The following is a 25,965-nucleotide window of genomic DNA, read 5'->3' as shown; positions in this document are numbered from 1 at the left end:
CGATGTTACTTATGCAATCTTTTGGTAAACCTTCAATCCTGATCATTGGCTGCGGCGATATTGGTCTTCGGGTGGCAAAACAGCTTTTCCGAAGTCACCGCGTTTTTGCGCTAGCCTCTTCGCAAAATCGTTTTCAGGAGTTGAGGGAGGCCGGCGCGATTCCAATTCTTGGAGATCTGGATCATCCAGAGTCGTTATGGCGTCTTGGTGGATTAGCCCAAACCGTAATCCATTTGGCACCACCTCAAAACCAAGGAAATCGTGATTGCCGAACCCGCAACCTATTGCGAATTTTAGCCCAAGGCTCTGGTATCGTCAGGCGTCTGATTTATATCAGTACTACGGGTGTCTATGGCGATCATCGTGGCGCTAGGGTGAGTGAGGTAACGCCGATGAACCCGCAAAGCGAGAGGGCACAGAGAAGGGTGGATGCAGAGCGGACTCTACGATTGTGGGGGCCAGCTCATGGAGTGACGGTGACTATTTTGCGAGTACCGGGGATCTACGCACTCGATCGATTACCGATTGATCGCTTGCAGTCTAAAACCCCAGCACTATTGCCTGAAGAAGATGCTTATTCCAATCATATTCACAGCGACGATTTAGCGCGCTTAGTATGTGCCGCGGTTTATCACGGCAAACCTCAAAGAGTCATCAACGCCTGCGATGGTAGCGAGACCAAGATGGGGGATTACTTTGATGAGGTCGCTAGTGCATTTGGCCTGGATAAACCGCCCCGCATGCCAGCAAGGGAATTGCAAAAATTAGTCAGCCCAATGCTAAGGTCTTTTATGCGGGAATCTAGACGAGTCACGAATACTCGATTGCACGAATTAAAAACTCCACTTCGCTATCCGAGCGTAGCAGATTTTTTAAAGACTATTTCCAAGAATCTTTAAGCCCAACGGTTCGGTTGAAAACCGGTTTGCCAGGTTTCGAGTCTCTCGTGTCAGCAACAAAATAGCCGTGACGCTCAAACTGAAAGCGATCTTCTGCTTTTACATCGCTCATACAAGGCTCTAAGTAGGCAGTAATCACTTCTTTGGAGTTCGGATTGATGGAATCCAAGAAGTTCTTATCGCCACTATCTGGGTGGGGGTCGGTGAATAGATGATCATAGAGGCGCACTTCCGTGGGGATGGCCTCTGCAGCGCTGATCCAGTGAATATTACCCTTCACCTTGTAATTATTAGAGCCAGGAGTACCGCTTTTGCTATCTGGGAAGTGTGTCACGTTCACTTGAGTCACATTACCTTGAGCGTCAGTTTCAAAGCCGGTACATTCCACTACAAAACCATGGCGCAGACGTACGCGACTGCCGGGTTGATCGCCGATCGGTGGATAAAGCCTAAAGAAACCTTTGATCGGCTCTTTCATAAAGTCATCCGCTTCAATCCACAGTTCGCGCGTGAAATGAAATTCGCGGTTGCCCCACTCAGGATGTTGCGGATGACGTGGAGCTGAGCAGGGTTCTTTGGCGGTAGCATCAAAATTTTGAACCGCCAGTTTGAGCGGTTTTAATACTGCAGTTGCGCGTGGCGCCTTTGTTTCAAGATCATCGCGTAAGGCTTGATCTAAAGTGCTCATGTCAATCCAGCTATCAGCTTTAGAAACGCCAATACGCTCGCAAAATAAACGAATGCTCTCGGGTGTGTAACCGCGGCGACGAATGCCAACAATGGTTGGCATGCGAGGATCATCCCAGCCATCAACATGTTTCTCTTTTACCAATTGCAAAAGTTTGCGCTTACTGGCGATGGCGTAGGTCAAGTTGAGGCGAGCAAACTCATACTGATGCGGAACAGGCTCCTTAAAGACGCCTAGCTCTCTCAACGCATTCACGATCCAGTCATACAAGAGGCGATTATTTTCAAATTCGAGTGTGCAGATAGAGTGCGATACGTTTTCCAAGGCATCCGAGATGCAATGGGTAAAGTCATACAGGGGGTAAATGCACCATTTGCTGCCTGTGCGGTGATGATCGGTGTGGCGTATACGGTACACCACAGGATCGCGCATCACGATATTCGGGTGAGCCATATCGATCTTTAAGCGCAGAACATGTTCACCATCCTTGAATTTACCGTCACGCATTTCACGAAAGAGGGCCAGATTCTCCTCTGGGCTGCGATCACGATACGGGCTGTTTTTTCCTGGTTGGCCAAAGTTGCCACGATTAGTATGAATATCATCGGCGCTTTGACTATCGACGTATGCCTTGCCATTCTGAATCAAAATTTCAGCAAACTCATAGAGTTTGTCGAAGTAGTCACTTGCGTGATAAAGATGTGTTCCCCAATCAAAGCCAAGCCATTTGATAGCATCCAAAATACTGTCGGCATATTCCACATCCTCTTTAACGGGATTGGTGTCATCAAGACGCATATTGCAACGTGCACCGCCCACTTGCTGGTTGTAATCCGCGGCTAAACCAAAGTTCAAGCAAATACTCTTGGCGTGACCAATATGCAAATAGCCATTTGGTTCTGGCGGGAAACGCGTGATGATGGATGGAATGGGTTCACCCGCTAAATTGGTGCGCTGTGAGAATTTGCCGCTCGCCAAATCTTGATCAATGATTTGGCGCAGAAAATTGGATGGTTCGGCAACCGCCCCAGCGGCTGACTTAGTTGATTTGCTATCTTGGGACATAGCCACATTGTAGAGAAAACCCTCAAGCCATAAAGAAAAAGCCCGCAAACTGCTGCGGGCTCGATCTGTTTTGGTTTATGGCAATCAGTCTTCGACGAACGCCTCTTCGCGGGTCTTTTTCACAGCTGGAAGAGCCACAATCACAACCAACAAGGCTGCCGCGATGAGCAATCCCAGTGATAGTGGGCGAGTGACAAGGATTGAGAAATCGCCGCGAGACAGCAATAAAGCACGACGGAAGTTCTCTTCCATCATGGGTCCGAGTACGAAACCCAAAAGTAATGGAGGGGGTTCGCAACCCAGTTTAAAGAAGAGGTAGCCAATTAAGCCAAAGCCAGCGGTTACGTAAACATCGAATACGGTGTTGTTCACGGTATAGACGCCGATGCAGCAGAACACCAAAATGGCTGGGTACAAGAAGCGATATGGAATCTTCAAAAGCTTGACCCAAATACCAATCAGGGGCAAGTTCAAGAGAATCAGCATGACGTTACCAATCCACATGGAAGCAATCAGACCCCAGAATAGGGCTGGGTTGCTAGTCATCACTTGTGGGCCTGGCTGGATGTTATGAATCGCCATCGCACCCACCATCAATGCCATAACAGCATTTGGTGGAATACCTAGAGTCAGCAAGGGGATGAATGAGGTTTGTGCCGCAGCATTGTTAGCAGCTTCAGGACCTGCGACACCCTCAATCGCACCCTTACTAAATTCAGCGCTATGCCTTGAGGATTTTTTTTCAACAGAGTACGCACCAAACGCTGCAAGAGCCGCGCCGCCGCCCGGCAGAATTCCCAGAATGGAGCCAATGGTTGTGCCGCGCAGGATCGATGGAATCATGCGTTTCACATCATTCTTACTTGGGACCATGCTAGTCAACTTGTTGAGAAAGCCTTCATCGTCGCTTTGCTTTTCAAGGTTGCTCATGATTTCGGCAAAACCAAAAACACCCATTGCTACTGCAACGAAGCCGATACCGTCACTTAATTCTGGGATGTCAAACGCATAACGAGACACACCCGAGTTCACATCGGTACCAATTAAGCCCATCAAGAGGCCAAGGATGATCATTCCGATTGCTTTGATTAATGAGCCTGATGCTAAGACCACCGCACCAATAAGACCCAAAACCATTAATGAAAAATATTCTGCAGGCCCAAATTTAAATGCTAATTGCGACAATGGGGCAGCAAAGGCTGCTAAAACCAAAGTAGCTACACACCCGGCAAAAAATGAGGCTGAACCAGCTGTAAATAACGCAACCCCAGCTCGACCATTACGGGCCATTTGATAGCCATCAATTGCTGTCACAACTGACGACGTCTCCCCGGGAATATTGAGCAAAATAGCGGTGGTAGAGCCGCCGTACTGTGAGCCGTAGTAAATACCCGCCAACATAATTAATGCAGCAATGGGGGGTAGTGCATACGTGGCTGGTAATAGCATTGCAATCGTAGCGATAGGGCCAAGGCCAGGAAGGACGCCAATCAAGGTTCCTAGGATGCAGCCGATTAAGCAATATAAGAGATTTTGTAGGGTAAATGCGGTCTCAAAGCCGAGACCTAAGTTAGTAAATAAATCCATTTTTTGTCTCGTCTTTTATTGTTGTAAAAACGCTGGAAGTTGGGGGAACTGAAGTTTCAGACCCACCACAAATACTGAATAAGTGAATGTCACCAAAAATGCAGCATTAATAGCTGTGCCTTTCCAGGTGAATTCTCTGCTTGCACTTGCTGCAACAAAAACCAAAACCACAACCGCTATCAAAAATCCAAAACGAGGAAGCAGTAGGCCGTACAAGACCACTGCACCCGTAATCTGAGCCATGATTCTCCAATTGAATTTAGGAATGCTTTCAATGGCAGCTTTGGCTCCAAATGCCTTAACTGCTACAAGCAGTCCTAATAGGAACATTAAGATGCCTAAATAGAAGGGGAAGTAACCAGGACCCATTTTGGCGGCAGTTCCCATTGGGTATTGGGTGGCCACAATAGTGGAGAAGAGGCCAATGACCATATACATGATCCCTGCCCCAAAATCCCGTTGATTGCGAATTTTCAAGTTGCTCTCCTTGCTTGTCGGCTTAAATGCCGATTTTTATTGATGTTGTGGGATTGTAAGCTAGGTTAGGGTCTAGTGGTTTAGCGTTTGCCCTAGTGTAGTGCCAATGCGATAATTATTAGCATGAAAGTCTCCCAAATTCGCCAGGCTTACCTGGATTTCTTTGCCCAAAAGGGCCACCAAATTATCCCCTCCAGCCCTGTAGTTCCTGGAGATGACCCAACTTTGCTCTTTACAAACGCGGGTATGAACCAATTTAAGGACGTATTTTTGGGCTTTGATAAGCGCCCTTACACCCGAGCAACCACTGCCCAAAAATGTATTCGTGCGGGTGGCAAGCACAATGATTTGGATAACGTAGGCTATACCACGCGTCACCACACCTTTTTCGAAATGTTGGGCAACTTCTCGTTTGGCGACTATTTCAAAAGGGATGCCATTCAATACGCATGGGATCTATTAACCCAAGTATTTAAATTGCCGAAAGAAAAGCTTCTGGTTACGGTCTACGCAGAAGATGATGAGGCCTATGCAATTTGGAAGGATCAGATCGGCGTTCCGGCTGGTCGCATTATTCGAATTGGAGATAACAAAGGCGCTCGCTACGCATCCGATAATTTTTGGATGATGGGCGACACGGGGCCATGTGGACCTTGTACCGAAATTTTTTATGATCACGGTGATCATATTCCTGGCGGCCCTCCCGGCAGCCCAGAAGGGGATGGCGATCGTTTTATCGAAATCTGGAATAACGTGTTCATGCAATTTAATCGCGATGAAGCTGGGGTGATGCATTTGTTACCCAAGCCCAGCGTCGATACCGGCATGGGCCTTGAGCGAATTGCAGCCGTCCTGCAAAACGTCCATTCCAATTACGAGATCGATCTCTTCGTCAATTTACTCAAGGCTTCCAAGGATGCCGTGGAAGCTGCTGGTGGCGGGGATTGTGATCCTGATAGCCCATCGCTGAAGGTGATTGCAGACCATATTCGCGCCTGCAGTTTTATTGTTGTAGACGGTGTGATCCCTGGTAACGCAGGAAGAGGTTGTGTTTTGCGTCGTATTGCACGCCGTGCGATTCGTCATGGCTATAAGTTGGGAGCGCGCAAACCATTCTTCTATCGGTTAGTGCCTGCGCTTGTAAAAGAAATGGGCGATGCGTATCCAGAGTTGCGTGCTGCACAAGATAAAGTGAGTGAAATTCTAAAACAGGAAGAAAAGCGTTTTTTTCAGACCATTGCAAATGGCATGGAAATTTTGGACGGCGCATTAGCAGGTGGCGCAAAAATGGTGGATGGCGAAACAGCATTCCGCTTGCATGACACTTTTGGCTTCCCATTGGATTTAACTGCGGACGTGTGTCGCGAACGCGGCGTGACAGTGGATGCCGATGGTTTTGAAGTGGCAATGCAAAAGCAACGCGATCAGGCGCGAGCTGCGGGGAAATTTAAGGTGGCACAAGGCCTAGAGTACAAAGGCAAGCCTACCCAATTTCATGGTTATGACACCTTAAAGCATGAGGGCGCTAAAGTGACTGCGCTGTATGTGGATGGCTCTGAAGTGGCTGTGGTGAAGGCTGGCGACGCCGCAGTAGTTGTGTTGGATAACACTCCTTTTTATGCGGAGTCTGGCGGTCAAGTTGGCGACAAAGGCGAGTTACGCAATGAAACCGTTCGATTTGCTGTAGAAGACACCTTCAAGATTCAGGCGGATGTGTTTGGTCATCAGGGTGAGCTTATTGAAGGCGAACTGAAAGTTGGTGATTCCTTGAATGCTTTGGTTGACGTTCAGCAAAGAACCGAGACCATGCGCAACCACAGTGCTACCCATATCTTGCATAAAGCCTTACGTGAAGTACTGGGGGATCATGTGCAGCAAAAGGGCTCGCTGGTTGATGCAACTAAGACCCGTTTTGACTTTACGTATAATGCCCCTATTACTGCTGAACAAATTCGTCGCATCGAAGATATTGTTAACGCTGAGATTTTGGTTAATACCACAACCTCTGGAAAGGTAATGTCCCTTGAGGATGCTCAAAAGACGGGGGCGATGATGCTATTTGGCGAGAAATACGGCGACGAAGTACGGGTTCTGGAGATTGGTAGCTCGAAAGAATTATGTGGTGGCACTCATGTGTCACGTACTGGTGATATCGGTAGTTTGAAGATTGTCTCCGAGGGCGGTGTTGCGGCAGGCATTCGCCGTGTTGAGGCAGTTACTGGTAACAATGCTTTCCAATTTTTGCAAGGCTTAGAAGATCGAATCAATAAGGCCGCAGCGATTCTCAAAACGCATCCTGGAGACTTAGTAAATCGGGTTGTGCAATTGCAAGAGAGTCTGCGCCAAGCAGAACGCGAGTTGGAGAAGGTGAACTCAAAATTAGCGGCAAGCCAAGGCGATGAACTGGCTGGACAAGCTATTGACGTTAATGGCTTGAAAGTATTGGCTGCTCGTCTTGATACCGCTGATGCTGGCGTATTGCGTGAGACGATGGACGCGTTGAAAGCTAAGCTCAAAACAGCCGCCATCGTATTAGCCTCAGTTCAGGGTGATAAGGTCAGTCTAATTGCTGGCGTGACTGCGGATTCGGTTGGCAAGATAAAGGCTGATGAACTTGTGAACTTTGTCGCCCAACAGGTGGGTGGTAAAGGGGGCGGAAAACCAGAAATGGCAATGGCTGGTGGTAATGATCCTGCTAAATTGAGCGCTGCCTTAGCTGGCGTAAAAGATTGGGTTGCAAGTAAATGAGCGAAGTAGCGAATATTACTTTCAATGCCGAAGTCGATGCGATTGGAATGAATTGCCCTTTGCCAATTTTGCGGACCAAAAAAGCGTTGGCAACCATGCAATCCGGTGAGGTTCTCAAAATTAAAGCAACCGATTCCGGGGCTGCTCGAGATTTTCCTGCGTTCGCGAAGCAGACTGGCAACGAACTGATTGCTAGCACCACTGAAGGTGATGTGTTGGTTTTCTTTCTAAAAAGAAGATAAACAATACAGCTGAGTGAGATCTGAAGTGCAAACAAAAAGGCGAGAGAGATACCCGCCTTTTTATTTTATCTCGCTAGTAATTTAAGTGAGGGAACGACTTTTCAGGTAAGCAGCGAAATCGCCCGATACCTCGGGGTGGCGTAAAGCAAATTCAACGGATGCTTTGAGATAGCCAAGTTTGCTACCACAGTCGTAGCGCACGCCATCGTACTCATAGGCAAAGACGGGTTCCTCTTTCAGCAAGGTGGCAATTGCGTCAGTCAGCTGTATCTCACCCCCAGCGCCTGGCTTAAGGTTGCGAATGTGCCTGAAGATGTCGGACGAGAGAACGTAACGACCAACGACCGCTAGGTTTGATGGCGCATCTTTTGGTTGCGGTTTTTCCACAATGCCATTGAGGCGATGAATCCCTTTAGCAGCTTCGGTACCGGCAACGATTCCGTATGAACTACTTTTGGCCGGATCAATTTTCTCAACTGCAATGACCGAACCATTATGTTCATTAAAAACATTGAGCATCTGCTTGAGCACAGGTGGCTGACCATCTAATAAGTCATCCGCTAAGATGATGGCGAAAGGCTCGTCGCGGACTAATTTCTCTGCGCACAATACAGCATGGCCAAGTCCAAGCACTTCGGGTTGGCGAACATAAACACAATCTACGTGACTGGGTTTTACGCTACGCACTATCTCCAGCAAGGCCTGTTTATTTTTGGCTTCCAGTTCGGCTTCGAGCTCATACGCTTTATCAAAATGATCCTCAATGGCACGTTTGCTACGCCCAGTAACAAAGATCATTTCAGTAATGCCAGCCGCAATAGCCTCTTCAACAGCATATTGAATCAGGGGCTTATCAACCACATTGAGCATCTCTTTGGGGCTTGCTTTCGTAGCAGGCAAAAAGCGCGTGCCTAGACCAGCAACAGGGAAGACGGCTTTGGTAACGGCTTTCGTGGTTAATGGCATCAATAATCCAATCTTTATTTAAGACGCTCTAATTGTGCAACAAGCTTCTCATGATTTTGCTCGAATCCTGCAAGGCGTTGTTTTTCTTGAGCTACCACCTCTGCTGGGGCGCGAGCCACAAAGCTTTCATTGCTCAATTTACCCTTTGCTTTGGTAATTTCATTTGCTAGGCGCTCAATTTCCTTGACAAAGCGAACGCGCTCTGCTGCAATGTCCACCTCGATCTTCAAGAGTAGCTTGATATCACCAACTAAAGCAATTGGCGCACCAGGCGCATCTTTTTCTAGAGCAGATTCATCGCTATAGATTTTGACTTCGCTCAATTTAGCCAGAGCAAGTAGGTGGGGCGTTGCTTTTTGTAAGAAGGCATCTGGGCCATAAATCCAGAGGGGAACTTTTTGGCCAGGAGGGACTTGCATCTCACCGCGTAAGTTTCTGCAGGCATCCACAATCGCTTTTACTTGTGCAACCCACACTTCGCTCTGCTCATCGATCTTTTCGGGTTGAGAAACAGGATAGGGTTGCAAGGCGATTGTTTGTTTAGCTTGTTTAGCGAGCTCTTTGCCAGACTTTGGTCCAACCGTTTGCCACAATGTTTCGGTGATAAATGGAATAAGTGGATGAGCAAGACGCAAAATGGTTTCCAAGACGCGTAATAATGTTCGGCGGGTAGCGCGCTGCTGGGCGGGCGTACCTGTTTGCAGTTGAACTTTGGCGAGCTCGAGATACCAGTCGCAGTATTCGTCCCATGCAAATTGATAGATGTTGCTGGCAATGTTATCAAAGCGATAGTTTTGGAAGCCTTTAGCAACCTCAGCCTCGGTGCGTTGCAGTTGAGACACAATCCAGCGATCTGCCGGTGAGAAATCCAAATAACCTTCTGGGCCATATTGGTTGTCGCAGGGGGCTAAACCATTGTCTTCATCTCCACCGGGGCAGTTCATGAGAACAAAGCGGGTAGCATTCCACAGTTTGTTGCAGAAATTACGATAGCCTTCGCAACGTTTTTGATCAAAATTGATATTGCGGCCTAATGACGCAAGCGATGCAAATGTAAAACGCAGTGCATCGGTGCCAAAAGCAGGAATGCCTTCCGGAAATTCTTTTTTGGTTTTCTTGCTAATGCTTTCCGCTTGCTTTGGGTTCATGAGGCCAGTAGTGCGTTTCTCTACCAACTCTTCAATCTTGATGCCATCAATCAGATCAATTGGATCCAAGGTGTTACCTTTGGATTTGCTCATTTTCTGACCTTCTGCATCACGCACCAATCCATGAACATAGACGGTATGAAACGGCACTTTACCTGTGAAGTGGCAAGTCATCATGACCATGCGTGCCACCCAAAAGAAGATGATGTCAAAGCCTGTCACCAATACCGAGGATGGCAAAAAGTGATCTAGAGCAGCTATCTTGTCAGGCCAGCCTAAGGAACTAAATGGTACCAGTGCCGAGCTAAACCAAGTATCGAGTACATCTGGATCGCGATGGAGTTGGCCAGCATAGCCAGTTGCCGCAGCTTTGGCTTCTTCCTCCGAGCGTGCCACAAAAATCTGCCCATCATCCCCGTACCATGCGGGAATTTGATGTCCCCACCAAAGCTGACGAGAGATGCACCAGTCCTGAATGTTTTTCAGCCATTGGGTGTAAGTATTGATCCAGTTTTTGGGGACTAACTTGATATCGCCTTTAGTAACAGCATCTAACGCTGCGCCGGCAATAGAAGAGCCTGGTTGATATTGATTATCTGTACTTGGCTTAGACATCGCCACAAACCACTGGTCAGTCAGCATGGGCTCAATAATCGTTTGCGTACGATCACCACGTGGCACCATTAATTTATGTGGTTGTACTTTTTCGAGTAGACCAGCGGCATCTAGGTCAGCAACGATCTGTTTGCGCGCAGCAAAACGTTCCATGCCCTGATAAGCGGCAGGCGCATTTTCATTAATCTTGGCATCCAAGGTAAGGATGTTGATTAACGGTAATTGATGGCGTTGTCCAACTGAGTAGTCGTTAAAGTCATGTGCGGGGGTGACTTTTACAACCCCGGTTCCAAAATTCAAATCCACATACTCATCTGCAATGATCGGTATTTGACGATCGCATAAGGGGAGATGAACAGATTGACCAATCAGGTGTTTGTAGCGCTCATCTTCTGGGTTCACCATCACCGCGACGTCACCCAACAAGGTTTCAGGACGAGTGGTGGCGACTGTGAGGTGACCAGAGCCATCCGCCAATGGATAGCGGATATGCCACATAGAGCCATCTTCTTCTTCGCTCACCACTTCTAGATCAGAAACGGCAGTACCCAGAACGGGGTCCCAATTTACCAATCGTTTGCCGCGATAGATTAAACCTTGTTCGTGCAGTCGAACAAACACCTCAACCACGGCTTTGGACATTTTGCTGTCCATCGTGAAATATTCTTTACCCCAATCAATGGATGCACCAAGACGGCGAATTTGACGGGTGATGGTATTGCCAGAAGTTTCTTTCCACTCCCAAATTTTTTCGAGAAACTTTTCGCGACCTAAATCATGGCGCGATACTTTTTGCGCATCGAGCTGACGCTCTACAACAATCTGTGTAGCGATCCCAGCATGATCCGTTCCCGGAACCCACAAGGTATTTTTTCCAGACATGCGGGCATGGCGAACCAATCCATCCATAATGGTTTGGTTGAAAGCATGCCCCATATGTAGAGTGCCAGTGACATTTGGTGGTGGCAATTGAATGGAGAAGTCGCTCTTACCCCCATCCATGCTGGCATCGGCAATGCCTCTGCGTTCCCACTCTGGACCCCAATAGGCTTCTATTGGGGCTGGCTCATAGGATTTAGCTAGTTCATCGATTGAACTGGTGGCTGGTGAATTAGGAATATTTGAGGCGTTTGGCATAAGAGGCAAATTATAATTGGGGTGGTGTACTCAGACTTGCTCGCGAACCTTAATCCCGAACAGCGCGAGGCAGTAACCCTCCCGCCTGTTGCTGCCAATGGCCACGCCCAATCCGCCTTAATCTTGGCTGGTGCTGGTAGTGGTAAGACCCGTGTTTTAACAACCCGTATTGCTTGGCTGATCCAAACTGGTCAGGTATCGCCAATCGGCGTCTTAGCAGTGACCTTTACCAATAAAGCCGCCAAAGAGATGATGGTGCGCTTGAGTGCTATGTTGCCGATTAACACTCGGGGAATGTGGATTGGAACATTCCATGGTCTTTGTAACCGACTGTTGCTCGCTCACCATAAAGAGGCGGGCTTGCCATCGACCTTTCAGATCTTGGATACCCAAGATCAGTTGTCCGTCATAAAGCGACTTTTAAAAGGACTGAAAGTCGATGATGAAAAGTATCCGCCCAAGCAATTACAGTATTTCATTGCCCATGCCAAAGAGCGTGGTCAGCGCGCTAAAGATTTATCAGTCGGTGATGACTTTCAGGCAAAGCTGGCACAGCTCTACGCAGCTTACGATGAACAATGTCAGCGTGAGGGCGTAATAGATTTTGCAGAACTTTTGCTGCGTAGCTACGAATTACTCAAACATAGCGAACCTATTCGTATGCATTATCAAGAACGCTTTCGTCACATCCTGATTGATGAGTTCCAGGATACCAATGCCTTGCAATACGCTTGGCTTAAGCTGCTTTCTGGACATGATGCAAGCAAAGTCAATGTGAGTGGTATGGGCAGTAGTTCAGTGTTTGCAGTAGGCGACGATGACCAAAGTATCTATGCATTTCGTGGCGCAGATGTCAAAAACATGCGTCTTTATGAAAAGCAATTTCATCCACTCTTAGTCAAACTAGAGCGAAACTATCGTTCGCACGGATATATTCTGGATACCGCTAATCACCTTATTGCGAATAATTCAGGGCGGCTTGGAAAAAATTTACGAACCGATGCCGGACATGGGGAGCCAGTTCGGATTTATGAGGCGCCTAGTGATCATGCTGAGGCTGCTTGGCTGGTAGATGAAATAAAAGCGCTCATTAATAGCGGTATCAAAAAGACTGAGGTGGCACTGCTCTATCGCAGTAATGCTCAGTCACGCATTATTGAACACGCATTATTCTCCGCAGGCATTCCGTATCGTGTTTATGGGGGTTTGCGATTCTTCGAACGCGCTGAAATTAAGCATGCTTTGGCATATCTTCGCTTGCTTGAAAATCCAAACGATGACACCTCATTTTCTCGTGTTGTCAATTTCCCAACGCGCGGTATAGGCGCAAGATCCATTGAGGCATTGCAAGATGCCGCTCGAATTCAGCAATGCTCTCTCTATACCGCTGCGTCGTCTTTGGAGGGAAAAGCTGGTGCAGCGCTCGGGGGCTTTATTCGTCTAGTGGACCACATGCGTGAAGCAACGCGTCACAATACTCTTCCTGAGACGGTCGAATTCGTGATTCAACACAGCGGATTGATTCAGCATTACTTATCTGAGCGTGAAGGGCAAGATCGCGTAGAGAACTTGCAAGAATTAATCAATGCAGCCACCGCTTTCATTGCCGAGGATGGCTATGGTCAAGATGCCGTAGCCGCTATGTTGCCAAATGAGGGCGGTCCAGGAGTGGTGGAGATTTCCCCGTTGGCTGCTTTCTTGGCGCATGCTTCGTTAGAGGCGGGAGACAATCAAGCACAAGCGGGACAAGACGCTGTGCAATTGATGACGGTGCACTCAGCCAAAGGCTTGGAGTTCACCTCGGTATTTATTACTGGTCTCGAAGAGGGGCTGTTTCCTCATGAAAATAGTATCAATGAGCACAATGGTCTTGAGGAAGAGCGGCGCTTGATGTATGTGGCAATCACACGCGCCAAAGAGCGCCTGTATTTATCCCATACACAATCGCGTATGTTGCATGGTCAAGTGCGCTACAACATGCCATCACGTTTCTTAGAAGAGTTGCCATCTGATTCATTGAAATGGTTAACCCCGAAAGTAAAAGATGCGCGTTGGGGTGGCAGCTCAAGGGCTAACTCAACTTGGCAAGATGGCTACACGCGTCAACGGGAGTGCGAGTCAAACGATTTTTTTGATTCTGGCAGTGAGCGACCAAGGTCAGCGAAGCGGGTAGGTTCGGCCTCGATGGAAGTTAAGCGATTGGCTTCGCCACCGCGGGGTGATTACCCATTCAAAATCGGTCAAAATGTATTTCACACCAAGTTTGGCGAGGGTCGTGTTACGAGGCTAGAAGGAGTGGATGCGGATGCTCGTGCGCAAGTGAACTTTAAGCGTCACGGAGTGAAGTGGTTACAGCTGAGTATCGCAAAGCTTGCAGCGATTGATTGAGCGGTGCAGCAGGGTAGCAAGGCTTACAGAATAATTTCGTCTTCTGTAAAGCAAGCCTTCCAAGTGGCATAAAAAGAGCAATGCATGATGGTTAGCCCCGCCATGGAAATGGGGGCAATAATGAACGAAGCAGCTTGGCCAAAATTGAGTGCATCAAACAGCATACCGATTGTTAATGGAATGGCTATCAGTATCGCGCTCCAGATGACGAGGTAATAAAAGAATGCAGCTTTATTAGTCCAGCAGGCTACCCAACTTGAGAAGAGTGCTTGTGGAATAGACATATCCGCCCAAGCAACCAGAATGGGTGAGAACCACATCAACATGGCAACGGGGATATAAAGAATTGCCCCAAAAAAAAGTACTAAGTAAACTTGGCGCAGCGCTTCTGGTGTGATAGCTTTATCATTCGTCATCAGTGGGAGCAGTGTTTCAAAATCTACTAGTAGGCTCAGAATAAAGCTGAGCAACAAAATGAGTGCTGCGTAGACCAGACCCAATTGCAACATCCGTTTGCGAATCACCTCGCCAGATTGCAGGGCTATTAAATACACCAGCGGTCGAATACGTTCTTTTTGGATGGCCTGGCGACATGCCGTCAAGAAGCCAACCGATAGGGTTGGGGTTAAGAGAAGTGCTGCAAAGACGCCGGTGACTGGAATGATGACTGCAAGTTGGGCTACAAAAACATACATAAATACCAACATCAAAAAACCGATGGGGTTTTGCTTGAAGAGCCAAATGCCTTGTCTAATCCAGGTGTAGCCTTCTTTTGGGGCGACTGAGTTGAGTTTCATAAGCAACGTCGACTAAGCAGAATACGTTCAAAATGGGTTGGGTCATGCGGGGTTAGCATTTCTGCGTCACGTGGCAGGTAAAAGTCCCATAAGCGGGATACCCAGAAACGCAGTGCGGCAGCGCGCAGCATCAACTGCCAACTTACTTGCTCCTCTTTGGTCAAGAGGCGCACAGATTGATAGGCAGTCATCAGGGCATTCAGTCGCCCAGGATCGAGATCTTGTTTATTTTCAGCGAGACACCAATCGTTTGCGGTGACTGCGAGATCAAATAGCCATTTTACTGTACCAGCGAAGTAGAAATCAAAGAAGCCACCAAGTTGATCATTGCTGGTATCTGAATTATTTTTTGGATCAAAAAGAACATTATCGCGAAAGAGATCGCAATGACTTGCACCTTGTGGCAGTAGATCATAGTTTCTGGATGCAAAGAAGGTTTCCTGCGTAGCAAGTTCATGCGTGAGCAAATCTTTTTGTGTGGCATCTAAATGCGGTAGTACCAGCGGAATTGTTTTTTGCCACCAACCAAGGCTACGCAGATTTTCTTGAGACTTTTGAAAATCACCACCTGCTAAATGCATTTTGGCTAACATGGCACCAACCATAGCGCAGTGGTTTGCCTCAGGCTGCATACGTGATAGGCCTGGAAGTTTAGTCACGATTGCAGCAGGTTTGCCCTTCAGTAAAAACAGAATTTCACCACGATGGTTTTCAATCGGTTTTGGAACAGGGATTCCCTTATTTGCTAAGTGGCGCATCAACTCGAGGTAGTAGGGCAACTGTTCTGCAGAGAGCCGTTCAAATATCGTGAGAACGTACTCCTGTTTCGTTCCACCTTGCAAAGTATCTAAAAAGAAATTGGAATTTTCGATGCCGCCATGGATGCCGCGAATAGCTGTGGCTTCACCAATCTTGAAATCTTGTGAAATCCATTCTGCGATATCACTCAGTTCAATCGGCGTGAATACGGCCATACAGTTGCAATGATGTTATTGAATAGGGATGCTAATACTTGGAACGCTAATCATAGAACCTTCGCCAGAGGGTGGACCAGGCATAACTGAATCCGGTGGCGACATTTCGTAGGTGGTGTATTTTGTTTTGACTTGTACTTAGGTCGGGCTATTAGCGTCTTTGTATTCGGTCACCTCAGTTCCAGTGACTTCTTTATGTTGAAAGCTAGGTTTACGTGACTGGGGGCCTTCGACTACACCGGCGGGGGTTACCGTTGGAGAGAGCGGTTGATTATTGATTCGGTTCAGTTCGGATTGGCTGAGCGCTTGGCTGGTATTCTGAGCCATGGCCGAAGTGGTGCCAAATACGCTAAAAATCATCAAAACGCTCATAAAAGCAAGGCTTTGGCTGAAGGTATGGCTGATTAAGTTCGTTAGAGCATGCATCATTTTACCTTTTTTGGCCTACTCTCGGGCGGTTCTTTTAACCAGTCCTGTAGGCAGTTATTAACTAGATTGTACGATTGCGGTATGACTAAATATAGACTCTTGTTGGTGGACGGCTCAAGTTACCTGTATCGCGCCTTCCACGCCATGCCAGACCTCAGAAATGGGGCTGGAGAGCCCACTGGGGCTATTTATGGCATGGTTAATATGATGCGCCGGGCTCGGTCCGAGCTCAAGGCCGACCATATTGCCTGTGTTTTCGATGCCAAGGGCAAGACCTTCCGCGATGAAATGTACTCCGATTACAAGGCGCATCGCTCCCCAATGCCGGAGGATTTAGTCAAGCAAATCGAGCCCATTCATGCCATGGTCAAAGCATTGGGTTGGCCAGTGTTAATGGTTTCGGGTGTCGAGGCGGATGATGTGATTGGTACCTTAGCATCTCAAGCAACCCAAGCGGGTTGGGAAACCATCATTTCTACTGGAGATAAAGATTTAGCTCAGTTAGTAAATTCGTCTGTCACGTTAATTAATACGATGACAAATGAGAAGTTAGACATTGAGGGCGTCAAAGAAAAGTTTGGCGTGCCTCCAGAGTTGATTGTCGATTACCTATCAATCATCGGTGACGCAGTAGACAATGTTCCTGGAGTTCCAAAAGCGGGGCCTAAGACAGCAAATAAATGGTTGGCTGAATTCGGCAATCTTGATAACTTAATTGCTAATGCTGATCAAGTAAAAGGTGTGGTCGGTGAAAATCTGCGCGCCTTAATTAATTGGTTGCCACAAGCCCGTCAACTCATTACTGTAAAAACGGATTGCGACTTATCGCCTCATTTACCTGGCCTCGATGATTTGCATGCAAAGTCTGAAGATACGGCGCTTCTCAGAGAGTTGTTTGAGCGCTATGCATTTAAGACTTGGTTGCGCGACGTTGAAAAACAGCTGTCAAATTCAGATGCTACTGTTTCCGCGGCTCCTGATTTTGACCTCGTAAGTAGTCCCGCCACTATGGATTTGGATGGGTCTGGGGCCGATAAAAAGCGCAGTGTTGCAAGTGCGCCGACTAAAGCGCTATCTCAAGAGATGAGCAAGTTGCAGGATGCGATTGAGCGTCACTATGAGTGCATCACGGATGAAGCTGCTTTAGATCGTTGGTTGAAAAAAATTGAAAGCGCCCAATTAACTGCGGTCGATACCGAAACAACCAGTCTTGATGCGTTAGCGGCTGAGTTGGTTGGTATTTCGTTATCGGTCAAGCCGGGAGAGGCTTGTTACATTCCTGTTGCGCATCGCAATGGAGAAGAACAGCTGCGTCGCGAAGTCGTTCTTGAAAAATTAAGACCCTGGTTAGAAAGTGAAAAGCATCTCAAGGTGGGTCAAAACCTGAAGTATGACATTCATATCTTTGCTAATTATGGAATCACATTTGGTGGAGTTGCATTCGATACATTGCTGGAGTCTTATGTATTGGAGTCGCATCTCTCGCACAATATGGACAGTTTGGCTGAACGCCACTTGGGGATGAAGACCATTCGTTATGAAGAGGTCTGCGGCAAAGGCGCTCATCAAATTGGCTTTGATCAGGTGGATCTGAAGATTGCTACAGACTATGCAGCAGAGGATGCAGACATTACTTTGCGCCTTCATTTAGAGCTATGGCCACAGATTCAGGAAAGTCCTGGGCTGCGCTATGTATATGAAACGATCGAAATGTCCGCCATGCGCGTTCTGGGGATCATGGAACGCAACGGCATTCGAATCAACTCGGCGTTATTGGGTCAACAGGGTCAGCAAGTCGGTAAACGGTTGTTAGAGTTGGAGGGCGAGATTCATCAGCTCGCTGGGCAGCCATTCAATATTCAGTCACCCAAGCAGATTGCCGAAATTCTGTTTGTGCAGCAAGAATTACCAGTGATTAAGAAAACACCATCGGGTGCGCCATCAACCGATGAAGAAGTTTTGCAAAAGTTGGCTGAGGATTATCCATTGCCAGCGCGGATTTTGGACTACCGTAGCTTGGCCAAGCTAATGTCGACCTATATTGAGAAGTTACCTCGTATGGCTGATCCCAGAACCGGGCGCGTACATACGAACTTCTCCCAAGCGACAGCCGTTACAGGAAGATTGGCCTCCAGTGATCCAAACTTACAAAATATTCCCGTCCGTACTGAAGAGGGGCGTCGTATTCGTGAGGCATTTATTCCTGCTGAGGGTTGTAAGTTATTGTCAGCGGACTACTCACAAATTGAATTACGCATCATGGCGCACATTGCCGAAGATGAAAATCTCTTGGCTGCGTTCAGAGAAGGCAAAGATGTACACCAAGCGACAACTGCGGAAATCTTTGGCATTCCATTGGGTGAGGTTAATTCTGAGCAGCGACGTTGTGCCAAGGTCATTAACTTTGGCATAATTTATGGAATGAGTGTATTTGGCTTGGCGAGCAATTTGGGAATTGAGCGCTCAGCAGCGCAAAACTACATTGCAAAGTACTTTGATCGCTATCCCGGTGTGGCGCAATATATGGAGCGCATACGCTTAGAGGCCAGAGAAAATGGCTATGTCGAAACGGTGTTTGGTCGACGTCTTTGGTTGCCTGAAATTAAGGGGTCCAATGGCCCGCGTCGACAGGGTGCGGAGCGTGCTGCCATTAATGCGCCCATGCAAGGTGCTGCAGCGGATCTGATTAAGTTGGCTATGATTGCCGTAGAGGGTTGGCTTGAGCGGGAGCAATTAAAAACCAAGCTCTTATTGCAAGTCCACGATGAGTTGGTATTGGATGTGCCGCTCGATGAGATCGTGCTTGTGCAAGCAAAGTTACCGGATTTGATGTGCAATGTAGCGCAATTAAAGGTGCCATTAGTTGTCAGTGTCGGGATTGGCGATAATTGGGAAGAGGCGCACTAAAGTAACGTTCCTTTTGGTTCTGAAGTCGGAAATTAATTAATGTCAGTATTACAAAGCATTCTCTTGGTTACAGCACTAGCAGGTACTGCTAGTGTGTTGGTGGCCGCCAGTTGTTCATTGGCGATGTTGTCCAAGATGGTAAATAACATGGTCAGCTTGTCGGTAGGCATTCTGCTAGCAACGGCCCTATTGCACTCATTACCAGAAGCTTTCAATATTCCTGGTGCGAATCCCCAGTTGCTATTTGCTACTTTGTTAGCGGGTTTACTTGGATTTTTTCTGCTGGAAAAAATAGCACTGTTGCGTCATGACCATCATCATGAAGGAGATGGCCACCACCATCACCATGGGCATGATGCAGAAAATGCGGGGCGTAGTGGTTGGATGATTTTGGTGGGTGATGGCATTCACAATTTTGTGGATGGCATATTGATTGCAGCAGCTTTTATGGCGGACTATCACGTAGGCATCTTTACCGCGATTGCCATCATTACGCATGAGATTCCGCAAGAAATCGGTGATTTCATCGTCTTGCTCAATGCAGGTTTTTCACGTGCTAGAGCATTGCTATACAGCTTGATTTGTGGATTGGCGGCGGTAGTTGGCGGAGTCTTGGCGTATTTCTTTCTCGAGAAAGCGCACGCAGCCATGCCATATTTGCTAGTGATTGCTTCGAGTGGTTTTATTTATATTGCAGTGAGTGATCTGATACCACAAATGCACCGCCGTCCACATTGGGCGGAATCCCTGCGTCAAACGGTATTGGTTGCCTGCGGCGTAGGATTTGTGATCCTGCTTTCTCTGCTGCATTAAGCCTTAAGTAAGGCATCCTTCTTTGGGTGTTACGCTTCGATAGGCCTACTGGTGTCTGAACACCATTCACTCCAACTGCCAGCATAGAGTCGAGAGCCTTTAAGGCCAGCTAATTCCATTGCTAAAAGATTGTGACAAGCAGTTACACTGGATCCGCATTGATGAATGACCTCAGATGGTTTGATGGGACCTAATAGTTCAACAAAATCATGAAAGAGTTGTTCTGCGGACTTGAATGCGGTTGCCGAAAGATTGTCTTTAAAAAAGCGATTGAGAGCGCCGGGGATATGGCCGCCTACGGGATCGAGTGTTTCATTTTGGCCATGAAATCGATCATTGGCGCGAGCATCCATGATGGTGTATTTCTGGGTTTGTAAGTTACCCACCACCTCATCCACTAAAACAAGACCTGCATAAGGTCTAGGCTCAATGCCTTTTGCTGCGGGATTAGGTAAGCGCAGCACTGTACCCATTGGACCATTCCAAGAATCAAGGCCTCCATCTAATACTTGGACCTTGGCGTGGCCTGTGGCTTTTAGCATCCACCATAAGCGACTGGCATAGACGGAGCCTTGTTTATCGTAGGCAACAACCAGTGTGTTGGGTGTGATGCCTAAGCGTGTTTTTGTCTGCGCCCAGTCTTCGGGTGAGGGAAGGGGGTGGCGACCATTACGACCGTTTTTTTGGCCAGATAAATCATGATCAAGGTCGACATAGATGGCACCTGGAATATGACTCTCTTCGTAAGCCTTTTTGCCAGCAAGTGGATCCACTAAATCAAAGCGGCAATCACAAAGCAACACCTCTTCGCCACTGTTGAAGATTTCTTCTAGCTGGTTTGCGGTAATTAGAGGAGTCATAACACTTCCTTTTTTAGTGGCGAATAAGAACGCAATATCGAATCTAGATTATTCGCCCTGAAAGTTCATGACGCGTCGGTACCATTCATGAAAATGTTGCATGCCGTCTTCCATCGGACTCTGATATGGCCCAACTTCATTGACGCCTATGGCAAGTAGCGCCGCTCTTTCTTGATCCATGCACTCGGCGATCTCATCATCCTCAATGCAAGTTTCCATGTAGGCGGCGCGTTCAGCCCCAACAAACTCGCGTTCAAATAGAGCGATTTCTTCAGGGTAGTAAAACTCCACAATATTGCGATTTTGTTGACGCCCAGAGGATGCAAGGTAGAGACGCACAATACACTTGGGTACCACTCCACCATCACATTGGGGTAGTAGGTGAGCCAAATAGTGCCGTGGCGCTGGGCTTGCCCGTCAAACTGGCGCAAGACTGCTTCGTGCCAGTGGCGATAGGTTGGTGATCCTGGGGTTTTGAGATCTTTGTGAATACCAACTGTTTGTACGCTATGCCATTCACCAAATTCCCACTGCAAATCTTCGCAGGAAACAAATCTGCCTAGACCTGGATGAAATGGCACAACGTGGTAGTCCTCGAGATAGACTTCGATAAACGTCTTCCAGTTGTAATTGCAATCATGCACTTCAACGTGATCCAAAACATAGCCATCAAATTGAAGGTCATCAGCAACGCCCAATTTCGCTAGATCAGCGCGAACATCGCGCGGCCCCTCGAATAACAAGCCCTGCCAATTTTGCAATGGAGACTTGCCAGGATTTAAGCAGGGCTTATCTTCAAAGTGTGGTGCTCCTAGTAAATTACCGCCCAAGTCATGGGTCCAACGATGTAACGGGCAAACAATGTTCTCTGCCTTGCCTTTGCCATTGAGCATGAGTGCTTGGCGGTGACGGCAGACATTAGAAAGCAGTTCGACACCCGACTGGTTGCGAACTAAAATGCGACCTTCATTTTCTGCGCTTAACGTTTGATAGGAGCCAACTTCGGGCACCATCAGTTCATGACCGACATAGCCGGGCCCCTGCTTGAAAAGCAGTTCAATTTCTCGTTGATACAAATCAACGTCAAAATATGCCGAAACCGGCGGTTGTAGATTGGACGGCGCAAGCTTCTGCGCGGTAGCCAGATTAGTCATTCTCCCCACCCCCGAAAAGTTAGCCGAAGCCAAGCGGAATAACCAATCCAACCATCGACGGATCGATATTGGAAAGGAGAAAAAAGGGGGGGTTGTACCCACCAAAAGGGGTTCTCGCTTTAATATGTAGGGCTATTCGAGCGAGAAATACCGAGGAATTGCTTATGCCAGCCAAAAAGTCAGAGAGTCAAAAAAATGGCCTTGAGGTCCAGATCGACCCAGACCTTCGTTATGAGCAAGCAGTCAAAGAGTTAGAAAAGCTCATTTCCGATATGGAGTTTGGCAAATTTTCCTTGGAAGAAACCTTATTGGCGTATCAACGCGGCGCAGCCTTGCTCAAACATTGTCAGGGCGTTCTTGCACAAGTAGAGCAGCAAGTACGCGTGTTTGAGGCTTAATCAAGGATTATTTTGAGTGCAGTATTTCATTTTCAAGATTGGCTCTCTGAGCATTCTGAGCGTACCGAGCTAGCATTGGATCGGTTACTCGATTCTGCGCAAACTACACCAAGCCGTTTACATGAAGCGATGCGTTATGCAGCGCAAGGTGGCGGCAAACGCATACGCCCATTACTGGTCTATGCAGCCGGTCATTTAGGCAATAACCATCAACATTTCCAGGCATTTGATAGTGCAGCGGTCGCCATTGAATGCATTCATGCGTACTCCTTGGTGCACGACGATCTTCCTTGTATGGATGATGATGATTTTCGTCGTGGTAGGCCAACAGTACATAAAGCATTTGATGAGGCGACTGCATTATTGGTTGGCGATGCATTGCAAACACGTGCTTTTGAAATGCTGGCGAATGCCGACTGTGATGCAAATAGTCGACTGCGCATGATTCGTGCATTGGCATCAGCCTCAGGATCTCGAGGTATGGCGGGTGGCCAGGCGATCGACCTATATAGTGTTGGCAAAAAAATGGATCTGGCTGGGTTACAGCAAATGCATGCGATGAAGACCGGTGCTTTGCTATCGCGCGCGGCAGAGCTTGGAGGAATTGTCGCCAATCTCAATGCAACTCAAATGTTGCAATTGCATCAATACTCCACAGCACTAGGCCTGGCATTTCAGATTGTGGATGACATATTGGATGCGACGGTCGATAGCCAAACCCTTGGAAAAACAGCAGGCAAAGATGCCGCCGCGAACAAGCCAACCTATGTCACCCTGTTGGGGTTAGACTATGCGCAGAAACAAGCAAAAGAGTTGCAAGAAACCGCCATTGGCAGTCTTGATGGATTTGGTGAAAAAGCACAAGCCTTAAAAGAATTGGCCCTGTTGGTTGTCAATCGAGGTAAATGACACAAATTTAGATGCAATGACTTTACTTTCTGTTCACTCTCCTAAGGATCTCAAAAAACTATCGCGCGAAGAGCTACCTGCTCTTGCGGATGAGTTGCGCGAATTTGTTTTGGATTCTGTCTCCAAAACGGGTGGTCATTTATCCCCAAATTTGGGAACGGTAGAGCTCTCCATTGCCTTGCATTATGTCTTTGACACACCACGAGATCGTATTGTTTGGGATGTTGGACACCAAAGCTATCCTCATAAAATATTGACTGGTCGACGTGAGCGCATGAGTACTCTGCGACAGTTCAAAGGTTTATCAGGCTTTCCTCAGCGTGCGGAAAGTGAATTTGATGCTTTTGGAACAGGACATTCATCGACGAGTATTTCTGCGGCGATGGGTATGGCTCGCGCGTTTCAGACAAAGGGTGAGCGACAAGTAGCGATCGCAGTGATTGGTGATAGTGCGATGACGGGTGGTATGGCCTTTGAGGCAATGAACAATGCAGGCGTCTATGACGATCTACCGTTGGTGGTGATTTTGAACGACAACGATATGTCCATTTCTCCTGCGGTGGGCGCGCTGAATCGACATCTAGCGAGATTATTGAGCGGCAATATTTATTCAGCGACTAAAAAAGGGATTGATAGCGTACTATCGATTGCACCACCCTTACGTGAGTTTGCAAAGCGTCTAGAGGATCACGCTAAGGGCATGGTGTCACCTTCCACGATCTTCCAAGAGTTTGGATTTAATTACTTTGGCCCAATTGATGGCCATGATCTTGATGCCTTAATTCCAATGTTACAGAATGTGCGTCGCTTAGCATTAGAGGGTCGCGGCCCGCAGTTTTTGCATGTTGTAACCAAAAAAGGGCAGGGATATGAGTTAGCAGAAGCGGATCCTGTGTTGTATCACGGGCCCAGCAAATTCAACCCAGAGGAGGGTGTGAAAAAAGCGGCGGCGAGCAAGAAAACCTTCACCCAAGTTTTTGGTGAATGGCTTTGTGACATGGCGCATGCTGATCCAATGCTCATTGGCATTACTCCAGCAATGCGCGAGGGATCTGGCTTAGTGGAGTTTGAAAAAAATTTCCCGAAACGCTATTACGACGTTGGCATTGCTGAGCAGCATGCGGTGACCTTTGCGGCAGGTATGGCGTGTGAGGGCATGAAGCCGGTAGTAGCGATCTATTCCACATTCTTGCAGCGCGCTTACGATCAATTGATTCATGATGTGGCTCTGCAAGATTTACCGGTTTTGTTTGCGCTCGACCGCGCGGGTTTAGTGGGTGCGGACGGAGCAACGCATGCGGGCGCATACGATATTCCATTCTTGCGTTGTATTCCCAATATGTTGGTGATGACGCCAGCGGATGAGGCGGAATGCCGAGATTTATTGACTACTGCATTTCACCAACCGCATCCAACGGCCGTTCGTTATCCGCGCGGCTCTGGTGTAGGCGCTACCCCATCCACAGAGTTGCGCACTTTACCGTTAGGTAAAGGGGAAATTCGTCGCAAGTCGAACGCGCCTGCTGGACAGCGTGTCGCAATTCTAGCGTTCGGTACTTTGTTATACGCTGCATTAGAAGCTGCTGAGGGAGTGGATGTGACAGTTGCAAATATGCGTTTTGTAAAACCGCTGGATGTTGATCTCATTAAATCATTGGCGGAAACGCACGATTATTTTGTGACGATTGAAGATGGTGCAATTGCTGGTGGCGCCGGAAGCGCCTGTCTTGAAGCCTTCTCATCATTGGGCATTTATAAGCCATTACTGCAGTTAGGTCTTCCAGATGAATTCATTGAACATGGCGACTATCAATTACTAATGACCAAGTGTGGCCTGGATGTCGAAGGTATTACCAACTCGATTAAGAAGCGTTTTCCGGCAGTATTGATGGCAAATTCGGTAATTTCAGGCAAATAAGATCGTTTTGCTTGAAAATAGAGCTATGAATGACATGAACCCCGCCTTTCTCAAAGCAAGCGCTATGCCAGATGTGCAGGTAGGGCGACATCCATCTCAAATGTACCGACCGATGGAAAGTTACCGGTTGCGCTACGAATAATTAACGGATGACGCACACCACGAATACCGACTTGCTCAATAGGCAATGCGCGCTCATCCAAGGTGGACTGCACATGTGAAGGGCACGCACATGTCACGTTTCATGGCGCTCCTGCAAAAACAAGATCAGGCGGTTGATAGCGCCACGGTAGTTGCCTTAGCAAAAGAAATGCTTCCTTTGTTAGATGCTAAGGAAGGTCATGTTCAATTCACCTATACCCACTTCGTTAAAAAGCAGCCCCTGTTTCAGGCGTGGAAAGTTTGATGGATTACGAAGTAACTTGGATGGCGCATGTCAAACAAAATGCTTCCGGTGGTGCCGAAGTAGAGTTGGGTTTGCGAGCGCAAGTGCCAGTAATGAGTCTTTGCCTTTGCTCAAAAGAGATTTCTGAGTTTGGCGCTCACAACCAACGCTCACATGTCACCATGACTGTCACGTTAGATTCCAAAACGCAAATGACCGTAGAAGATTTAGTTGCCGCAGCAGAGAGCGAAGCTTCTAGCGAACTCTGGGGTTTACTCAATCGGCCGGATGAGAAATGGGTTACCGAGCACTCCTACAGTAATCCAAAGTTTGTAGAGGATTTAGTCCGTGACGTCGCTGGCAACCTCAAGGCAGATCAGCGTATTCAGTTTTTGTGGTCGAGGCGGAGAACTTCGAATCTATTCGCAATCACATGCATTTGCGCGTATTAGCCACCAAAA

At 47.7% G+C, this 25,965-nt stretch carries 19 protein-coding genes and 2 pseudogenes; 10 read left to right on the top strand and 11 right to left on the bottom strand.

Translation table 11 applies throughout. The features are described from left to right. The first annotated feature begins 2 nt into the window (after positions 1-2). Entirely contained in the window at positions 3-899 is an 897-nt protein-coding gene (locus BQ1619_RS06665; protein ID WP_231968576.1) for an SDR family oxidoreductase, read from the top strand. Here BQ1619_RS06665 and BQ1619_RS06660 read toward each other — a convergent pair. The 3 genes from BQ1619_RS06660 to BQ1619_RS06650 form a co-directional block, all read right to left on the bottom strand. Continuing rightward, positions 880-2,652, bottom strand: coding sequence for a glutamine--tRNA ligase/YqeY domain fusion protein (locus tag BQ1619_RS06660; protein WP_114662974.1), 1,773 nt, complete (start codon positions 2,650-2,652; stop codon positions 880-882). The genes BQ1619_RS06665 and BQ1619_RS06660 overlap by 20 nt on opposite strands. An 84-nt stretch (positions 2,653-2,736) precedes the next feature. Next, on the bottom strand, positions 2,737-4,239 hold the full coding sequence (locus BQ1619_RS06655) for a tripartite tricarboxylate transporter permease (protein WP_114662973.1): 1,503 nt from the start codon (positions 4,237-4,239) through the stop codon (positions 2,737-2,739). 15 nt (positions 4,240-4,254) lie between these two features. Beyond that, positions 4,255-4,716, bottom strand: coding sequence for a tripartite tricarboxylate transporter TctB family protein (locus BQ1619_RS06650; RefSeq protein ID WP_114662972.1), 462 nt, complete (start codon positions 4,714-4,716; stop codon positions 4,255-4,257). 123 nt (positions 4,717-4,839) lie between these two features. Here BQ1619_RS06650 and alaS point away from each other — a divergent pair, with 123 nt between their 5' ends. Further along, the gene (gene alaS / locus BQ1619_RS06645) at positions 4,840-7,464 is read left to right on the top strand and encodes an alanine--tRNA ligase (protein ID WP_114662971.1); all 2,625 of its coding nucleotides are present in this window, start codon (positions 4,840-4,842) and stop codon (positions 7,462-7,464) included. Between the two features lie 14 nt (positions 7,465-7,478). Next, positions 7,479-7,706, top strand: coding sequence for a sulfurtransferase TusA family protein (locus tag BQ1619_RS06640; RefSeq protein ID WP_114663567.1), 228 nt, complete (start codon positions 7,479-7,481; stop codon positions 7,704-7,706). 81 nt (positions 7,707-7,787) lie between these two features. On the opposite strand, the gene galU is transcribed toward BQ1619_RS06640, so the two are convergent. Both galU and BQ1619_RS06630 read right to left on the bottom strand, forming a co-directional pair. Then, a complete protein-coding gene (gene galU, locus BQ1619_RS06635; RefSeq protein ID WP_114662970.1) occupies positions 7,788-8,672 on the bottom strand; it encodes a UTP--glucose-1-phosphate uridylyltransferase GalU in 885 nt (294 codons plus the stop codon). A 14-nt stretch (positions 8,673-8,686) separates the two neighbouring features. Beyond that, positions 8,687-11,572 carry a valine--tRNA ligase gene (locus tag BQ1619_RS06630; protein WP_114662967.1) on the bottom strand — a complete coding sequence of 962 codons (2,886 nt, stop codon included), beginning with the start codon at positions 11,570-11,572 and terminating at the stop codon, positions 8,687-8,689. 24 nt (positions 11,573-11,596) lie between these two features. Here BQ1619_RS06630 and BQ1619_RS06625 point away from each other — a divergent pair, with 24 nt between their 5' ends. After that, positions 11,597-13,960 (top strand): UvrD-helicase domain-containing protein, encoded by a 2,364-nt coding sequence (locus tag BQ1619_RS06625; protein ID WP_114663565.1) that lies wholly within the window; start codon positions 11,597-11,599, stop codon positions 13,958-13,960. A gap of 23 nt (positions 13,961-13,983) precedes the next feature. Here the strand turns inward: BQ1619_RS06625 and BQ1619_RS06620 are convergent, their stop codons facing one another. From BQ1619_RS06620 to BQ1619_RS06610, 3 genes are all read right to left on the bottom strand, one after another. Beyond that, the gene (locus BQ1619_RS06620; RefSeq protein WP_114662965.1) at positions 13,984-14,757 is read right to left on the bottom strand and encodes a BPSS1780 family membrane protein; all 774 of its coding nucleotides are present in this window, start codon (positions 14,755-14,757) and stop codon (positions 13,984-13,986) included. Next, positions 14,754-15,731 carry a homoserine kinase gene (locus BQ1619_RS06615; RefSeq protein ID WP_114662962.1) on the bottom strand — a complete coding sequence of 326 codons (978 nt, stop codon included), beginning with the start codon at positions 15,729-15,731 and terminating at the stop codon, positions 14,754-14,756. The genes BQ1619_RS06620 and BQ1619_RS06615 overlap by 4 nt, the downstream gene beginning before the upstream one ends. A 138-nt stretch (positions 15,732-15,869) precedes the next feature. Next, complete coding sequence (locus BQ1619_RS06610) at positions 15,870-16,160, bottom strand: hypothetical protein (protein ID WP_231968575.1); 291 nt, start codon at positions 16,158-16,160, stop codon at positions 15,870-15,872. A gap of 81 nt (positions 16,161-16,241) precedes the next feature. Here BQ1619_RS06610 and polA point away from each other — a divergent pair, with 81 nt between their 5' ends. Beyond that, positions 16,242-19,067, top strand: a complete 2,826-nt coding sequence (gene polA, locus BQ1619_RS06605; protein ID WP_114662960.1) for a DNA polymerase I — start codon at positions 16,242-16,244, stop codon at positions 19,065-19,067. Positions 19,068-19,106: 39 nt separating this feature from the next. After that, positions 19,107-19,880 (top strand): ZIP family metal transporter, encoded by a 774-nt coding sequence (locus tag BQ1619_RS06600; protein WP_114662958.1) that lies wholly within the window; start codon positions 19,107-19,109, stop codon positions 19,878-19,880. A 29-nt stretch (positions 19,881-19,909) separates the two neighbouring features. Here the strand turns inward: BQ1619_RS06600 and BQ1619_RS06595 are convergent, their stop codons facing one another. Both BQ1619_RS06595 and BQ1619_RS06590 read right to left on the bottom strand, forming a co-directional pair. Next, on the bottom strand, positions 19,910-20,740 hold the full coding sequence (locus tag BQ1619_RS06595; protein ID WP_114662956.1) for a sulfurtransferase: 831 nt from the start codon (positions 20,738-20,740) through the stop codon (positions 19,910-19,912). A 48-nt stretch (positions 20,741-20,788) separates the two neighbouring features. Next, a pseudogene (locus BQ1619_RS06590) lies at positions 20,789-21,894 on the bottom strand (aromatic ring-hydroxylating oxygenase subunit alpha). Positions 21,895-22,058: 164 nt separating this feature from the next. On the opposite strand from BQ1619_RS06590, the gene xseB reads away from it, so the two are divergent. The 3 genes from xseB to dxs are packed head-to-tail and all read left to right on the top strand — an operon-like array spanning position 22,059 to position 25,119. Next, the gene (gene xseB, locus BQ1619_RS06585; protein WP_114662954.1) at positions 22,059-22,292 is read left to right on the top strand and encodes an exodeoxyribonuclease VII small subunit; all 234 of its coding nucleotides are present in this window, start codon (positions 22,059-22,061) and stop codon (positions 22,290-22,292) included. A gap of 12 nt (positions 22,293-22,304) precedes the next feature. Beyond that, on the top strand, positions 22,305-23,201 hold the full coding sequence (locus tag BQ1619_RS06580; protein WP_114662952.1) for a polyprenyl synthetase family protein: 897 nt from the start codon (positions 22,305-22,307) through the stop codon (positions 23,199-23,201). Between the two features lie 16 nt (positions 23,202-23,217). Then, entirely contained in the window at positions 23,218-25,119 is a 1,902-nt protein-coding gene (gene dxs, locus BQ1619_RS06575) for a 1-deoxy-D-xylulose-5-phosphate synthase (protein WP_114663563.1), read from the top strand. 62 nt (positions 25,120-25,181) lie between these two features. On the opposite strand, the gene BQ1619_RS10030 is transcribed toward dxs, so the two are convergent. Next, a complete protein-coding gene (locus BQ1619_RS10030) occupies positions 25,182-25,358 on the bottom strand; it encodes a GTP cyclohydrolase, FolE2/MptA family (protein ID WP_231968574.1) in 177 nt (58 codons plus the stop codon). On the opposite strand from BQ1619_RS10030, the pseudogene BQ1619_RS10020 reads away from it, so the two are divergent. Continuing rightward, positions 25,307-25,956 (top strand): annotated as a pseudogene (locus tag BQ1619_RS10020) (GTP cyclohydrolase, FolE2/MptA family). The gene BQ1619_RS10030 and the pseudogene BQ1619_RS10020 sit on opposite strands and share 52 nt — an antisense overlap. Positions 25,957-25,965: the final 9 nt, after the last annotated feature.

Source organism: Polynucleobacter necessarius (assembly GCF_900095195.1).
Taxonomy (GTDB): Bacteria; Pseudomonadota; Gammaproteobacteria; order Burkholderiales; family Burkholderiaceae; genus Polynucleobacter; species Polynucleobacter necessarius_G.
Note: the sequence above shows the minus strand (reverse complement) of the source record. Positions and strands in the feature narration are given on the sequence as shown.

Excerpts from the sequence above, each read along its gene's own strand:
- BQ1619_RS06665 (WP_231968576.1), top strand. The coding sequence starts at position 3 with ATGTTACTTATGCAATCTTTTGGTAAACCTTCAATCCTGATCATTGGC.
- BQ1619_RS06660 (WP_114662974.1), bottom strand. The coding sequence starts at position 2,652 with ATGTCCCAAGATAGCAAATCAACTAAGTCAGCCGCTGGGGCGGTTGCC.
- BQ1619_RS06655 (WP_114662973.1), bottom strand. The coding sequence starts at position 4,239 with ATGGATTTATTTACTAACTTAGGTCTCGGCTTTGAGACCGCATTTACC.
- alaS (WP_114662971.1), top strand. The coding sequence starts at position 4,840 with ATGAAAGTCTCCCAAATTCGCCAGGCTTACCTGGATTTCTTTGCCCAA.
- galU (WP_114662970.1), bottom strand. The coding sequence starts at position 8,672 with ATGCCATTAACCACGAAAGCCGTTACCAAAGCCGTCTTCCCTGTTGCT.
- BQ1619_RS06630 (WP_114662967.1), bottom strand. The coding sequence starts at position 11,572 with ATGCCAAACGCCTCAAATATTCCTAATTCACCAGCCACCAGTTCAATC.
- BQ1619_RS06620 (WP_114662965.1), bottom strand. The coding sequence starts at position 14,757 with ATGAAACTCAACTCAGTCGCCCCAAAAGAAGGCTACACCTGGATTAGA.
- BQ1619_RS06615 (WP_114662962.1), bottom strand. The coding sequence starts at position 15,731 with ATGGCCGTATTCACGCCGATTGAACTGAGTGATATCGCAGAATGGATT.
- BQ1619_RS06610 (WP_231968575.1), bottom strand. The coding sequence starts at position 16,160 with ATGATGCATGCTCTAACGAACTTAATCAGCCATACCTTCAGCCAAAGC.
- polA (WP_114662960.1), top strand. The coding sequence starts at position 16,242 with ATGACTAAATATAGACTCTTGTTGGTGGACGGCTCAAGTTACCTGTAT.
- BQ1619_RS06600 (WP_114662958.1), top strand. The coding sequence starts at position 19,107 with ATGTCAGTATTACAAAGCATTCTCTTGGTTACAGCACTAGCAGGTACT.
- BQ1619_RS06595 (WP_114662956.1), bottom strand. The coding sequence starts at position 20,740 with ATGACTCCTCTAATTACCGCAAACCAGCTAGAAGAAATCTTCAACAGT.
- xseB (WP_114662954.1), top strand. The coding sequence starts at position 22,059 with ATGCCAGCCAAAAAGTCAGAGAGTCAAAAAAATGGCCTTGAGGTCCAG.
- dxs (WP_114663563.1), top strand. The coding sequence starts at position 23,218 with ATGACTTTACTTTCTGTTCACTCTCCTAAGGATCTCAAAAAACTATCG.